At 74.5% G+C, this 13,849-nt stretch carries 11 protein-coding genes; 8 read left to right on the top strand and 3 right to left on the bottom strand.

Annotated elements, in window-relative coordinates; all coding sequences use genetic code 11:
• Positions 1 to 17: 17 nt before the first annotated feature.
• The gene (gene argH, locus QWZ14_RS21470; protein ID WP_290318943.1) at positions 18 to 1,529 is read right to left on the bottom strand and encodes an argininosuccinate lyase; all 1,512 of its coding nucleotides are present in this window, start codon (positions 1,527 to 1,529) and stop codon (positions 18 to 20) included.
• A 6-nt stretch (positions 1,530 to 1,535) separates the two neighbouring features.
• Entirely contained in the window at positions 1,536 to 1,991 is a 456-nt protein-coding gene (locus QWZ14_RS21465) for a MaoC family dehydratase (protein ID WP_290318941.1), read from the bottom strand.
• A 92-nt stretch (positions 1,992 to 2,083) separates the two neighbouring features.
• Between QWZ14_RS21465 and QWZ14_RS21460 the strand changes: the two genes are divergently transcribed.
• The 4 genes from QWZ14_RS21460 (at position 2,084) to QWZ14_RS21445 (ending at position 7,243) form a co-directional block, all read left to right on the top strand.
• On the top strand, positions 2,084 to 3,673 hold the full coding sequence (locus QWZ14_RS21460; RefSeq protein ID WP_353959328.1) for an ABC transporter substrate-binding protein: 1,590 nt from the start codon (positions 2,084 to 2,086) through the stop codon (positions 3,671 to 3,673).
• A gap of 6 nt (positions 3,674 to 3,679) precedes the next feature.
• Positions 3,680 to 4,393 (top strand): metallophosphoesterase, encoded by a 714-nt coding sequence (locus QWZ14_RS21455; RefSeq protein ID WP_290318939.1) that lies wholly within the window; start codon positions 3,680 to 3,682, stop codon positions 4,391 to 4,393.
• Between the two features lie 249 nt (positions 4,394 to 4,642).
• Positions 4,643 to 6,952, top strand: a complete 2,310-nt coding sequence (locus tag QWZ14_RS21450) for an ATP-binding protein (RefSeq protein ID WP_290318938.1) — start codon at positions 4,643 to 4,645, stop codon at positions 6,950 to 6,952.
• A 69-nt stretch (positions 6,953 to 7,021) separates the two neighbouring features.
• Positions 7,022 to 7,243: a hypothetical protein gene (locus QWZ14_RS21445; protein WP_290318936.1), complete on the top strand. Its 222-nt coding sequence runs from the start codon at positions 7,022 to 7,024 to the stop codon at positions 7,241 to 7,243.
• Positions 7,244 to 7,268: 25 nt separating this feature from the next.
• Here QWZ14_RS21445 and QWZ14_RS21440 read toward each other — a convergent pair whose 3' ends face one another.
• Positions 7,269 to 8,201: a DMT family transporter gene (locus QWZ14_RS21440; protein WP_290318935.1), complete on the bottom strand. Its 933-nt coding sequence runs from the start codon at positions 8,199 to 8,201 to the stop codon at positions 7,269 to 7,271.
• Positions 8,202 to 8,440: 239 nt separating this feature from the next.
• On the opposite strand from QWZ14_RS21440, the gene QWZ14_RS21435 reads away from it, so the two are divergent.
• From QWZ14_RS21435 to QWZ14_RS21420, 4 genes are all read left to right on the top strand, one after another.
• On the top strand, positions 8,441 to 10,903 hold the full coding sequence (locus QWZ14_RS21435; protein ID WP_290318933.1) for a helicase-related protein: 2,463 nt from the start codon (positions 8,441 to 8,443) through the stop codon (positions 10,901 to 10,903).
• Between the two features lie 67 nt (positions 10,904 to 10,970).
• Positions 10,971 to 12,701, top strand: a complete 1,731-nt coding sequence (locus tag QWZ14_RS21430; RefSeq protein ID WP_290318932.1) for a DEAD/DEAH box helicase — start codon at positions 10,971 to 10,973, stop codon at positions 12,699 to 12,701.
• 37 nt (positions 12,702 to 12,738) lie between these two features.
• Entirely contained in the window at positions 12,739 to 13,332 is a 594-nt protein-coding gene (locus QWZ14_RS21425; protein WP_290318931.1) for a glutathione S-transferase family protein, read from the top strand.
• Between the two features lie 5 nt (positions 13,333 to 13,337).
• Complete coding sequence (locus QWZ14_RS21420) at positions 13,338 to 13,838, top strand: HutD/Ves family protein (protein WP_290318930.1); 501 nt, start codon at positions 13,338 to 13,340, stop codon at positions 13,836 to 13,838.
• The last annotated feature ends 11 nt before the right edge of the window (positions 13,839 to 13,849 follow it).

The raw sequence follows: 13,849 nt of genomic DNA, 5'->3' as shown, positions 1-13,849 counted from the left end.
GGCGAATGCGCCGCGCCTCACCCCCGGGCCATGGCCTCGGCCAGGGCGAAGCAGCGCTGCCGCGCCGTGCCGATGCGGTCCTGCACCGCCACGACCGCCGCCGCATCCCGCGCCAGCGCCGCGTCGCGCGCCGCCAGCATCCGCGCCATCTCGCCCGGCGCCGGCCCGCCCAGCACCGTCCGGCTGCGGATGTTCTCCGCCGGGTCGAGCGCCTGGGCCACCGCCGCGGCCGGGATGCCGAGCCGCCGGCCGAACAGGCCCTCCGCCGCCGCGTCGAGGTCGGCCGCGGTGATCGCCCCCGCCTGCCGCCCCGCCGCCAGCGCATCCCGCACCACCACGGCGACGATGCTGTGCGCCATGCGGAAGGACAGCCCCGCCTCCCGCACGATCACGTCGGCCAGCTCGGTGGCGGTGCCGAAGCCCTCGGCCGCCGCCGCCATCATCCGCGCCGGGCGCAGGGCGAGATGGGCGAGGACCTCCTCGAGGAGCGCGAGGATGCGCCGGGTCCGCAGCGCCGCGTCCAGCACCGGCTCGTTCACCGCGGTGACGGCGTCGTTCACGTCGGCGAAGGCGGTGTTCTTGGTCGCCGCCAGCGCCGCCATGAGCGCGCCCTGCACCGCCCCCGCCGCGGCGCGGGCATGTTCCAGCGCCACCGGGTTCTTCTTCTGCGGCATGATGGAGGAGACCGCGCTGTGCCGGTCCGCCAGCTCCAGGAAGCCGTATTCCCAGGTGCTCCAGGCCTGCAGGTCGGTCGCCAGCCGGCTGAGGAAGGTCATCAGCACCGCCATGGCCGCGGCCGCTTCCAGCGCGTCGTCGCGCGAGGCGACCGCGTCATAGGCCGCCTCCAGCGGCGCGGCGAAGCCGAGCAGCGCCGTGGTGAACATCCGGTCCAGCGGGAAGGCCGTGGTGGTCAGCGCGCCGGCGCCCAGCGGGCAGAGATCCGCATGGGCCAGGGCGCCGGACAGCCGGACCTGGTCGCGGGCCAGCGCGTCGGCGGCCGAGAGCAGCCAGTAGCCGAAGGTGATCGGCTGGGCATGCTGGGTGTGGGTATAGCCGGGCATGACCACCGCGGCATGCTCGCCCGCCAGCCGCAGCAGGGTGCCGCGCAGGGCCAGCAGCGCTTCCTGGACCGCCAGCAGCTGCGCGCGCAGCGCCATCCGCCAGCTCGTCACGTTCAGGTCGTTGCGGCTGCGCCCGGTGTGCAGCCGGCCGCCGACGTCGGGGCCAAGCGCCCGCACGATCCGCCGCTCGACATAGGAGTAGAGATCCTCCTGGGCGAAATCGACCGGCACACCGGCCGGACCCTCGGCGGCCATGGCCAGCACCTCGGCGAGGCAGGCGGCGATCGCCGGCCGGGCGACGATCCCCTGGCGCTCGAGCATCAGCCCATGCGCCAGGTGCACCCACATCTCGTGGTCGAAGACGTCGCGCTGGGCGCGGGCGACCGCGCCGCGGTAGTAGCTTTCGACCAGCAGGGCCGAGGGCGGTTCCTTCACCCGCTCCCGCAGTGAGGGCTCGCCCTCGGCCATGCGCGGCTACTCGTAGACCAGCGACAGCGTCTCGGCGACCAGCGCCGGCCGGCTGTTGCCCTCGACCTCCACGCTTGCTTCCATCGTCAGCCGGGCACCGCCCTCGATCGGGTCGACCGCCTTCAGCGTCAGATGGCCGCGCACCCGCGCGCCCGCCGGCACCGGGGCGGTGAAGCGCACCTTGTTGGAGCCGTAGTTCACCCCGCGGCTGCGCTGCTTGATCCGGAAGATCCCCTGGTTCAGCTTCGGCAGCAGCGACAGGGTCAGGTAGCCATGGGCGATGGTCTTGCCGCCCGGCATCTCCTTCTTCGCCCGCTCGACGTCGATATGGATCCACTGGTGGTCGCCGGTCGCCTCGGCGAACTGGTCGATCATCTTCTGGTCGACCACCAGCCAGTCGCTGCTGCCCAGCTTCTGGCCGATATGGCCGCGCAGCGCCGCGATGTTCTCGATTTCGAGCATGCGTTTCTTCCCCTTGTCGGTTGGCTTGGGCGAATTCCTGGCATACCCGGGGCGGCTTGGCCATAACCTCACCCCGCAGCCGGGAGAATCACGTGCCGCCCCTCGCCAGGACCTTGCTATGGGCGCTCCCGCTGGCCGGCCTCGCCATTCCCGCCATGGCCCAGCGCGCGCCGGACGCCCTGACCATCGGTGTCGCCGCGCCGGCCACCTCGGTCGATCCGCATTTCTTCAACGCGGCGCCGAACGCGCAGCTCGCCGCGCATGTCTTCTCTCGCCTGGTGGAGCGCGACGCGCTGGTCCGGCTGCAGCCGGGCCTGGCCGAGCGCTGGCGGGCGGTGGCGCCGACCGTCTGGGAATTCCGCCTCCGCCCCGGCGTGCTCTGGCACGACGGCCATGCCTTCACCGCCGACGACGTCGCCTTCTCGCTCGCCCGCGCGCCGAACGTGCCGAACAGCCCCTCCGGCTACGGCAGCTTCCTGCGCATGGTGACGCAGGTGGAGGTGGTGGACCCGCTCACCCTTCGCCTGCACACTCGGCAGCCGCATGCGCTGCTGCCGACCGAGCTCGGCTACATCGCCATCATCGCCCGCCATGCCGCCCAGGGCGCGACGACCGAGGAGTTCAACAGCGGCCGCGCCGCCATCGGCACCGGCCCCTATCGCTTCGTCTCGCACACCGCCAACGACCGCACCGAGCTGGCCCGCAACGACGGCTACTTCGGCCCGCGCGAGCCCTGGGCCCGGGTCAGCCTCCGCTTCCTCGGCAACGACGCCGCCCGCACCGCCGCGCTGCTGGCCGGCGATGCCGACCTGATCGACCAGGTGCCCACGGCCGACCTGGCGCGGCTGAAGCAGGATGCCCGGGTCGGGGTCTTCGAGATCCAGGGGCTGCGGCTGATCTTCCTGCAGCCCGATTTCTCCCACGAGGGGCCGCTGCCCTTCGTCACCGACCATGCCGGCCAGCCGCTGCCCGCGAACCCCTTCCGGGACCTGAGGGTGCGCCGGGCGCTCTCGCTCGGCATCGACCGGGCCGCGCTGGCCGGGCGGGTCATGGAGGGCGCCGCCCAGCCGGCCGGGCAATGGCTGCCGCCCGGGGTCTATTCCCACGACCCCGGCACCCCGGTGCCGCCCTTCGACCCCGCCGCCGCCCGCCGGCTGCTGGCCGATGCCGGCTTCCCCGAGGGCTTCCGCCTCACCCTGCACAGCCCCAACGACCGCTATCCCAACGATGCCCGGATCGCCCAGGCGGTGGCCCAGATGTGGAGCCGCATCGGCATCCGCACCGAGGTCGCGGCGCTGCCCTGGGCCAGCTTCTCCGCCCGCGCCGCCCGCCAGGAATTTGCCATGCGGCTGGCGGGCTGGGGCAGCAGCACCGGGGAGGCGAGCTACCTGCTGGCCAATGTGCTCGGCAGCTACGACCCGGCCGCACGGCGCGGCGCGGCCAATGCCGGGCGCTACTCCAACCCGGCGCTGGATGCGCTGACCGACCGCGCGACCGCGACCCTCGACCCGCTGGAGCGCGAGGCGGTGCTGCGGCAGGCGGTACATCTCGCCAGCGAGGAGGTCGCGCTGATCCCGCTGCTGCACTTGGTCAACGCCTGGGCGGCCCGGGCCGGGCTGCGCTACGATGCCCGGATGGATGAGCGAAGCCTGGCGATGGGGCTGCGGCGCGCCGAGCAGTAGGACCCGATGCCGGATTTCCAACCCGCCCCCGCCACCGTGCCGCCGGGCCACCGCGTCTATGCCATCGGCGACGTCCACGGCTGCGACGACAAGCTGGCCAGCCTGCACGCGCTGGTCGCCGCCGACCTCGCCGCCCGGCCGGTGGCGGCGCCGCTGCTGCTGCACCTCGGCGACTACATCGACCGCGGGCCGGACAGCGCCGGCGTCATCGCCCGGCTCTGCGGCGCCCCGCCGGTGGCCGGCGTGCCGATGGTCAACCTCATCGGCAACCACGAACGCTCCATGCTGGATGCGCTGGCCGGCGAGCGCGCCGCCGTCACCGACTGGCGCTTCCACGGCGGGCGGGAGGCGCTGGCGAGCTGGGGCATCGACCCCGAGGGCGACCCGGCCGGCTGGGCCGCCGCCATCCCCGCCGCGCATCGCCGCTTCGTCGAGGGGCTGGCGCTGACCCATGCCCTCGGCGGCTACCTCTTCGTCCATGCCGGGATCCGCCCGGGCGTGGTGCTCGCCGAGCAGTCGCCCGACGACCTCATCCGCATCCGCGGCCCCTTCCTGACCTCGGAGGCGGAGTTCGGCGTGGTGGTGGTGCATGGCCATTCGCCGACCCGCGGCCCGGTGCTGCGGCCCAACCGGATCGGCATCGACACCGGCGCGGTCTTCGGGCGGGAGCTGACCTGCCTGGTGCTGGAGGCCGACCGGCTGGCCTTCCTGCAGGCCTGAGCGGGCAGGGGCCGCGGACGGCAATTCCCCTGGATCGGCATGGGGCAGCGGTTGTATGCCAGGGCATGGCCATGCCGGGCCGGCGGCCGGTCCCGCCGCGCCGGCCCTGCCATCGGGAGTGGCATCGCCGCCAGGCCCGCTTACCGAAACGTGAAGTATTCAAAAATCATTTAACTTTAGGTTGATCTCACGCGGAAGTGTCGTATCATTCCGCCTCAGGCCCATCGGCCCACTCATGAGGTGTGAGGCGTGCGTCCTGGATCTCTCCTTCCTCGCCGGCCGGGTGGCTGGGCGCGCCGCCTCGGCAGCTGGAGGCTCCGGCTCCTGGCGCTGGTGCTGCTGGCGGTGCTGCCGCCCGCGCTGCTGACGCTCTGGGAACAGCGGCGCACCGCCGAGGACCGCCTGGAGGAGGCCGGCGAGGCGCTGGCCGGCCTCGCCCGCAACACCGCCCGCGAGCAGGCCGCGCTCATCGGTCAGGCCCAGACCTTCCTCGCCGCCATCGCCAGGCTGCCGGCGCTGCGCGACGGGACGCCGGAGGAGTGCCGGCCGGTGCTGGCCAGCCTCGGCGGCCATGCCGCCTGGCAGCAGGCCCTCGGCGTCTACGGCGCGGACGGCAAGCCGGTCTGCACCGTCCAGCCGGCGGCGGCCGGCGGCGCCGGCCTCGCCGATCAGCCCTGGTTCCGCACCGCCCTCGCCAGCCGCGGCTTCGTCCTGTCCGACCTGGTCGCCGGCGGGCTGGTGCCGCGGCCCATGGTCATGGCGGTGCAGCCGATCCTCGGCGCCGATGGCGGCGTCCGCCGGCTGGTCGTGGCCGGCCTCGACCTTGCCCAGCTCGGCGACCTCGCCCGGCCGCAGGTGCCGGACGGCGCCGACGTGATGCTGCTCGCCGATGCCGGCGGTGCCGTGGTGGCCCGCTATCCCAGCGCCCCCGAGATGATCGGCCGCAGCCTGCAGGGCACCGCCCTCGCCGTCGCGCTGCAGGGCGGCGCGGGCCATGCCAGCGGCACCGGCCTGCTCGGCATCCCCCGCGTCTTCGGCTTCGCCCCCATCCCCGGCACCCGCGCCGTGGTGCTGGTCGGGCGGGATCCGGTCGGGCTGCTGGCGCCGGTGCGGGCGCTGCAGCGCCAGGTCCTGCTGCTCTCCGGCGGCGCGGCGCTGCTGGCGCTGCTGCTGGCGCTGGCCGCCGGCCACTGGATGGTGCTGCGGCCGATGGCCCGCTTCGCCAGGGCGGTCCGCCGCATCGCCCGGGGCGACCTCGCCGCCCGGGCCAGCATCGGCCCGCTCGGCGGCGAGCTCGGCGCCCTGGCCGGGGAGGTGAACGGCATGGCCGCCCGCCTCGCCGCGCATCGGGCGGAGCTGGAGGCCAAGCATGCCGAGCTGGCGGAGCTGGCGGAGGCCCTCGCCGCCGCCCGGGACGTCGCCGTCGCCGCCAGCGCCGCCAAGACCCGCTTCGTCGGGATGCTGAGCCATGAGCTGCGCACCCCGCTGAACGGCATCTTCGGCCATGCCCAGCTGCTCGTCGCCGACCCCGCGCTCAGCCCGATGCAGCGGCGCTGCGCCGAGCAGATCACCGCCAGCGGCGAGCACCTCATGGCGATGATCCGGGAGCTGCTCGACCTCGCCGCCATCGAGGCGGGCAAGGTCAGGCTGGTGCCGGCGCCGGTCCGCCTGGCCGGCCTGGCCGAGGCCTGCGCCGCGCTGATCCGCCCCACCGCCGCCGGCAAGGGCCTCCGCTTCGGCGTCGAGCTGGCGCCCGGCGCGGCAGGCTGGGTCGCCGCCGATGCGCTGCGGCTGCGCCAGATCCTGCTCAACCTGCTGGCCAATGCGGTGAAATTCACCCCCCGCGGCGAGGTGGTGCTGCGCATCCGGCCCGGCGCGGCCGGTGCCACCCGCTTCGAGGTCAGCGACACCGGCCCGGGCATGGACGAGGCCGAGCGGGCCCAGCTGTTCCAGGAATTCATGCGCCTGCCCGGCGCCGCCCAGGCCGAGGGCAGCGGACTCGGCCTCGCCATCACCGCCCGGCTGGTCGGCCTGATGGGCGGCGCGATCGGGGTCGAGAGCGAGCCCGGCCGGGGCAGCCTTTTCTGGGTCGAGCTGCCGCTGCCGCCTGCCCCTCCCGGCGCCGAGCCGGACTCCGGCCCGCGCCCGCTCCTGCCGCTCGGTCAGCCGCTGCGGCTGCTGCTGGCCGATGACGTGCTGGTCAACCGCGAGGTCGCCCGCGCCCTGCTGACCGGCGCCGGCCATGCGGTGGAGGTGGTCGCCGACGGCGCCCAGGCGGTGGCGGCGGCGCTGGCCGGGGACTGGGACGCGGTGCTGCTCGACGTCCACATGCCGGTCATGGATGGGCTGACCGCCGCCCGCCGGATCCGCGCCGCGCCTGGGCCGCGCGGCCGGGTGCCCATCCTGGCGGTCACCGCCAGCGCCACCCCGGCCGAGATCGCCGCCTGCCTGGCGGCCGGCATGGATGCGCATGTCGAGAAGCCGCTGCGGGCCTGGGAATTGCAGAACACCCTGGCCGCCATCCTGGCGCGGTCGCTGCAGCCGGCCGCGGCGGAATAGCCGCCCGCCCTTGGACCGCGGCCCCCGGGCGCCCATTCTCGGGAGCGACGCCAAGGGGGAAGGGTCGCCGTGAGATACGCGTTGAAGCTCGGTCTCTGGGTGCTGCCGGGGCTGCTGCTGCTCGGGCTGGCCATCCATGCCGCCTGGGCCGGCTGGACTGCGGTCGGCGACACCGAGATGAGCGGGCATGGCATCGCCGCCCTGCTGCTCGGCGGCGTCTTCACCCTCGGGCTGACGGCGGCGTTGGTCGGCCTGCTGCTCTACAGCCGCCGCAACGGCTACGACCAGTAGCGTCCCGGCCGGGCGGCCGGCGGCGTCACCGCCGCCGCGCCTGGCTGACGCCGAGCCAGAGCCCCGCCGCCACGATCACCGCGCCGCCGATCCAGGTGCCGGCATCCGGCCAGTCGCCGAAGAACAGCCAGCCCACCGCGACCGAGCCCAGCAGCTGGAAGTACTGGAAGGGCGAGACGATGTTGGCCGGCGCATAGCCCAGCGCCCGGGCCACGCAGTAGTGCCCCATCGCCCCCAGCACGCCCATGCCGGCGAACATGCCGACATGCGCCCAGCTCTCCGGCGTGCGCCAGACGAAGGGCACCACCAGCAGCATGCCGAAGGCGCCGATGACGCTGCTGTAGATCGCCGAGGTCTCGGCCGAATCGATGCCCGCCACCTTGCGGGTCAGGATCTGGTACATCGCGTAGCTGGCCGCGCTCAGCAGGACGAGCAGCGAGGCCCAGTGGAAGACCTCGCCCCCCGGGCGGATCACCACCAGCACCCCGGCGAAGCCGAGCCCCAGCGCCGCCAGCCGCACCGGCGTCGTCCGCTCCCCCAGCATCGGCCAGGCGAGCAGCGCGACGATGAGCGGCGCGGTGAGGCTGATCGCCGCCGCCTTGGCGATGGGGATGAAGGTGATGGCGTAGAAGTGGCAGAGGTTGGAGGTGAAGAGCCCGCAGGACCGCAGCAGCTGCAGCCCCGGCCGCCGGGCCCGCAGCATCCCGAGGCCGTGCCGCGGCAGGAAGGCCGCCAGCATGAACAGGATATGGCCGAAGGCCCGGGCCCAGGAGACCTGCAGCGAGGAGTACTCGGTGCCGAGGATCTTGGCGAAGCCGCCCATGACCGGGAAGAGCAGCCCGGCGAGGCAGATCGAGAGGATGCCGAGCGGGATGTTGTGCGCCGCCGCCAGCTTCTGCGTCGCCGCCGCCTGCTGCGCGGCCCGGCTGGCCTCGCCGGTCGCGGGGGAGGGACTCAAGGCTGCCGGCCCATCGTTCGCTTGCTATCCATTCCCGCCACGATGGCCCGGCCCCGGATGGGTGGCAACCGGCCGGCGCCGTCCCTGCGCCTTGGAAAAGCCGCGGTCTGCCCCCATATGAGGCATGCGACCGAACGGGGTGCCAAAATGCCCCGGTTGCGCCTAGAAGGGCGCCAGCAGGTCCGATCCCCGGCTTTGTTCTTTTGCGCGACCCCCTCCGCGGTCGCGGAGTTTCCGATTTGACCGAATACGATGGTGCAGCCGCTGGCCCGGCCGATAGCCAGGACCGCGAGACACGCCCCACCCGCCGCCCCGCCCGCCCCCGGATGGCCGCCGCGGCTCCCGCCGCCGCTCCCGGTGACCCCGCCCCGGTGCCCCTGCTCGGGGTGTCCCCGGCGGAGGCCGCCATCCTCGCCTCCGGCATCCCGGTGGAGGCGCGGGAGATGCCGGCGCTGATCCGCCGCGTCGAGCGCCGCATGCCGGCCGATGCCATGACCATCCGCGCCGCGCTGATCGAGACCCGCCGCCGCGGCTGGGTCTCCCGGCTGAACGACCTCGCCAACCGCGCCGGCCGGATCTGGGTCCGCCGCAACGAGACCGAGGCCGCCGCCGCCGCCATCGCCGTGCTGGAGCCGGACGACACCACCCTGGTCGAGGCCCTCGATGCCGCCGTCGCTAGCCGGCTGCGCGGGCTGGGCCCGACGCCGGAAGCGGCGCTCGAGGCGATCGCCGCGGAGATGCTGGAGGCCAACGGCAGCGCCCTCTCGGCCGACCGCCATGCCGCCCTGGCCCGCGACGTCGCCGCCGGCTTCGGCCTGGCCGGCGACGCCGAGGTCGATTTCCTCGACCGGATGGGCGCCATCGAGGCCCGCCGCCGCCGCGACGCCCGCGACGCCGAGGCCGCCTCGCGCGCCAAGCGCCGCGAGGAGGTGCAGCGGCTGCGCGACTGGGAGCGGAGCCTGGTCGACTTCCGCGCGCTGCCCGGCCTGCTCGGGGCCACCGACAAGGAAGTGCTGAAATGGATCGGCGGCGGGCTCATCCCCGTCGCCCGGCGCATCCCGGCCCGCGGCAACGGCCAGGAGAAGTGGGAATTCGACCCCAGCGAGATCACCGCGCTGCGGGCCAATATCCCGGCCTGGCGCGAGACCGACACCCGCGAGACCAGGAAGCGCCCCGGCAACCCGGCAGCCCCGGCGCTGAAGCTCGGCCGCGGCGCCAATGCCGCCGTCGCCCGGGTGGCGGCGCTCGACCGCTACGCCGGCCACTTCGCCACCGCCCGCGCGCTCAACCGCCGCATCACCCTGGTCACCGGCCCGACCAATTCCGGCAAGAGCCACACCGCGCTCGACCGCCTCGCCACCTCCGACAGCGGCATGGCGCTTGCCCCGCTGCGGCTGCTGGCGCACGAATTCCGCGAGGCGCTGGCCAGCCGCGGCGTCGCCGCCTCGCTCTCGACCGGGGAGGAGCGCATGCCGGTCCCCGGCAGCCGCCACCTGGCCGCGACGGTCGAGATGTGCCCCTTCCACAACCCGGTGGACGTGGCGATGATCGACGAGGCGCAGATGCTCGGCGACCGCGACCGCGGCGCCGCCTGGACCGCCGCCATCATGGGCGCCCCGGCGCGCGAGGTCTTCGTCCTTGGCGCCCCGGAATGCGCGACGCTGGTCCGCCGCATCGCGCGCCTTTGCGACGACGACATGGACGAGGTGAAGCTGGAGCGGAAGAACCCGCTGACCGCCGCCCGCGCCCCGGTCGGCCTCGGTGACCTTCGCACCGGCGATGCCTTGGTCGCCTTCTCCCGCCGCGACGTGCTCGACCTGCGCGCCGAGCTGGTCAAGCGCGGCAAGCGCGTGGCGGTGGTCTATGGCGCGCTCAGCCCCGAGGTCCGCCGCGCCGAGGCCGCCCGCTTCCGCAACGGCGACGCCGACGTGATCGTGGCGACCGATGCCATCGGCATGGGCCTCAACCTGCCGATCCGCCGGGTCGTCTTCTCGACGCTCCGGAAGTTCGACGGCGAGAGCCGGCGCGAGCTGAACAGCCAGGAGGTGAAGCAGATCGGCGGCCGGGCCGGGCGCTTCGGCCAGCACGAGGAAGGTGTCGTCAGCGTGCTCGCCGGCGGCGGCAGCCCGGATTTCATCCGGCTGATGCTGAACGCCGCGCCCGGCGTGCCGGAGGACCTCCGCCCGCAGGTGCAGCCGGATGCCGACATCGTCGCCGCCGTCGCCGCCGAGATCAACTCGGACAGCCTGTTCGGCGTGCTGGCCCGCATCAAGCGCGCCGTGCTCCGCACCGACGACCCGAACTACCGCCTGGCCGACATGACCCAGGCGATGGCCGTCGCCACCGCGGTGGATGGCGTCGCCGGCCTGACCCTGCTGGACCGCTGGACCTACGCGCTGTGCCCGGTCGACGAGCGGGACAACGGCGTCTCCCGCCTCGCCCGCTGGGCCATCGAGCATGGCGCCGGCCGCCCCGTCCCGCCGCCGATGGCCGGCCGCCTGCCGGCGCCCGAGCGCGCCGCGCGGGAGGAGCTGGAGCGGGCCGAGAAGGTCCACAAGCGCCTGGTCGCCTGGCGCTGGCTGGCCTTGCGCTTCGAACGCGCCTATCCCGAGCGCGCCGAGGCCGAGGCCGAGACCACCCGCCTCGATCGCTGGATCGAGGACGTGCTGCGCCAGCAGCGCCGCTCGAAGCTCATCGCCTGACCGCCGTGCCGAATCCCTTTCCCGTCATGGCCGGGCCCGTCCCGGCCATCCGTCCGTAAAGTACCGCATGCCCTTTCCTCCGCTGCCCGCCCCCCTCCAGGTCGCCCTCGCCGAGCGCGGCTATGCCGAACCGACCCCCGTCCAGGCCGCCGTGCTGCAGCCGGAGACCGAGGGGCGGGACTTGCTGGTCTCCGCCCAGACCGGCTCCGGCAAGACCGTCGCCTATGGCCTGGCCATGGCCCATACGCTGATGGGCGACACCGACCGCCTGCCCAACCCCGGCAACCCGCTGGCCCTGGTGGTGGCGCCGACCCGCGAGCTGGCGCTGCAGGTGCAGACCGAGCTGGCCTGGCTCTATGCCAAGGCCGGCGGCCGGGTCGTCACCTGCGTCGGCGGCACCGACCCGATCGCCGAGCGCCGGGCGCTGGAGCGCGGCGCGCATATCGTCGTCGGCACCCCGGGGCGCCTGCGCGACCACCTCGAGCGCGGCAACCTGCGCCCGGCCGCCCTGCGCGCCGTGGTGCTGGACGAGGCGGATGAGATGCTCGACCTCGGCTTCCGCGAGGAGCTCGAGGCGATCCTCGAGACCACCCCGCCCGAGCGCCGCACCTTCCTCTTCTCGGCGACGGTGCCAAACGGCATCGCCGCCATCGCCCGCACCTACCAGAAGGACGCGCTGCGGATTGCCGCCGGCGACGAGGGCGCCCAGCATGGCGACATCGAGTACCGCGGCCTGCTGATCGCCCCGCACGAGATCGAGCGGGCGGTGGTGAACTGCCTGCGCTTCTTCGAGGCGCGCTCCGCCCTCGTGTTCTGTCGCACCCGCGCCACCGTCACGCGCCTGCACGGCAACCTCGCCGAACGCGGCTTCGCCGCCGTGGCGCTGTCCGGCGAGCTGTCCCAGGCCGAGCGCAACCGCGCCATGCAGAGCCTGCGCGACGGCCGCGCCCGGGTCTGCGTGGCGACCGACGTGGCCGCGCGCGGCATCGATCTGCCCGACCTCGGCCTGGTCATCCATGCCGAGCTGCCGAACGACCCGGAAACCCTGCTGCACCGCAGCGGGCGGACCGGCCGGGCCGGGCGCAAGGGCATCAGCGCGCTGCTGGTGCCGCACAACCGCAGGCGGGCCGCCGAGCGGCTGCTGAACGAGGCCCGGGTGCAGGCCGCCTGGGGTCCGGCGCCTTCCGCCGCCGCCATCAAGGCGCAGGATGATGCCCGCATCCTGGTCCAGGCCGGCGAGCTGGCGGGCGAGGAAGCCGGCGAGGGCGACCTCGTCCTGGCCCGCTCCCTGCTCGAGAGCCAGACGCCGGAGGCCATCGCCGTCGCCCTGATGCGGGTGATGCGCGGCCCGTTGCCGGCGCCCGAGGACCTCGCCGAGATCACCGACCGGCCGACCCGGCCCTATACCGAGGACCGCGCGCCGCGGCCGCCCAACGGCGGGCCGAGCGCCCCCGGCGCCTGGTTCAAGATGAACCTCGGCCGGACCAACGGGAATGCCGACCCGCGCTGGGTGCTGCCCTTCCTCTGCCGCCGCGGCAACGTGACGCGCCAGGACATCGGCCGCATCCAGGTGCAGGAGCGGGAGACCCGCTTCGAGGTCGCCCCCTGGGCGGCCGAGCGCTTCGCCGCCGCCGCCTCCCGCCCCGCGACCGAGGCGAAGGATGCGCATATCCGCATCATCCCGGCCGAGGCGCCGTTGGCCGATACCCCGCGGCCGCGGTCGGCCTTCCCGAGGGAGGGGGGCCCGCGCCCGACCTACCCGGCGCGGCCCGCCGGCCCGCCGCGCCGTCCTCGCTAGCTGGACGCAGGGCCTCGGCCGGGCAACAGTCCGGCCGATGCAGCTCTTCTATTCCTCCGGCTCCCCCTATGCCCGCGCGGTCCGGGTCGCGCTGCGCGAGACCGGCCTGCTGGCCCGGGTGGCGGAGCGGGAGACCACCCTCCGCGATCCCGGGGCGGTGGTGTTGCCGCATAGCCCGGTCGGCCGGGTGCCGACCCTGGTGCTGGCCGACGGCACGGTGCTGACCGAGACGGCGCTGATCCTGCCCTACCTCGATACCCTCGGCGGCGCCTACCCGCTGCTGCCGCCGGCCACGCTGTCCCGCTGCGGCCAGGTGCTGGGGCTGCTGGAAGGCATGGCGGTCTGGAACCGCGAGCTGCGCCGGCCGGAGCACGAGCGTTCCCCCGGCGTCATCGCGCTGGAGACGACGCGGGTGAACCGTGTCGCCGATACGCTGGAGGCCCAAGGCTGGACCGCCCCCGCCCGACCCGATGCCGCGGATATCCTGCTCGGCTGCGCCCTCGGCTATGCCGAGCGGCGCCACCGCGCCTGGCCCTGGCGGCAGGGCCACCCGGCGCTGGCCCGCGTCTTCGATACCCTGGCGGAGCGCCCCTCCTTCCGGGACACCCTCCCACCCCTCAGCGGGATCTGACCGCCATGCTGCTGCGCCATGCCGAGCTGCCCGTCTCCCCCTGGCGCAACGGCGCCGGCCGCAAGGCCGACATCGCCGGCGGCCCGGGCTGGTTCCTCGGCTTCGCCTGGCTCGACGCCGCGGCGGAGTTCTCCGACTACCAGGGCCAGGACCGCACCATCACCCTGCTGCGCGGCCATGGCTTCGCGCTCGACTTCGCCGAGGGTCCGCCGCTGCTGGTCGACCAGCCGCTGGTGCCGAGCGCCTTCGACGGCGGCCGCGCCTGCCGCTGCCGGCTGCTGGACGGGCCCTGCCTGGTGGTCAACGCCATCTCCGACCGCGCCCGCGTCCGCCACGCCGTCGAGATCCGCGCGCCCCGCTCCGGGGACACCGGCTTCGCGGTGCTGCTCTCGGGCGGCGCCATCCTGCCGGACGGCACGCTGGCGCAGCCGCTGGATACCATCTCCCTGCCGCTGGCCATCGACGCCGTGACCTGCGCCGTCTTCCACTTCACGCCGATCGCCTGAGCCTCGCTCGC

Source organism: Paeniroseomonas aquatica, assembly GCF_030409335.1.
GTDB classification, from domain to species: Bacteria; Pseudomonadota; Alphaproteobacteria; order Acetobacterales; family Acetobacteraceae; genus Belnapia; species Belnapia aquatica.
Note: the sequence above shows the minus strand (reverse complement) of the source record. Positions and strands in the feature narration are given on the sequence as shown.

Bases quoted from the DNA above. Each gene is read 5' to 3' on its own strand.
- argH (WP_290318943.1), bottom strand. From the start codon at position 1,529: ATGGCCGAGGGCGAGCCCTCACTGCGGGAGCGGGTGAAGGAACCGCCC.
- QWZ14_RS21465 (WP_290318941.1), bottom strand. From the start codon at position 1,991: ATGCTCGAAATCGAGAACATCGCGGCGCTGCGCGGCCATATCGGCCAG.
- QWZ14_RS21455 (WP_290318939.1), top strand. From the start codon at position 3,680: ATGCCGGATTTCCAACCCGCCCCCGCCACCGTGCCGCCGGGCCACCGC.
- QWZ14_RS21430 (WP_290318932.1), top strand. From the start codon at position 10,971: ATGCCCTTTCCTCCGCTGCCCGCCCCCCTCCAGGTCGCCCTCGCCGAG.
- QWZ14_RS21425 (WP_290318931.1), top strand. From the start codon at position 12,739: ATGCAGCTCTTCTATTCCTCCGGCTCCCCCTATGCCCGCGCGGTCCGG.
- QWZ14_RS21420 (WP_290318930.1), top strand. From the start codon at position 13,338: ATGCTGCTGCGCCATGCCGAGCTGCCCGTCTCCCCCTGGCGCAACGGC.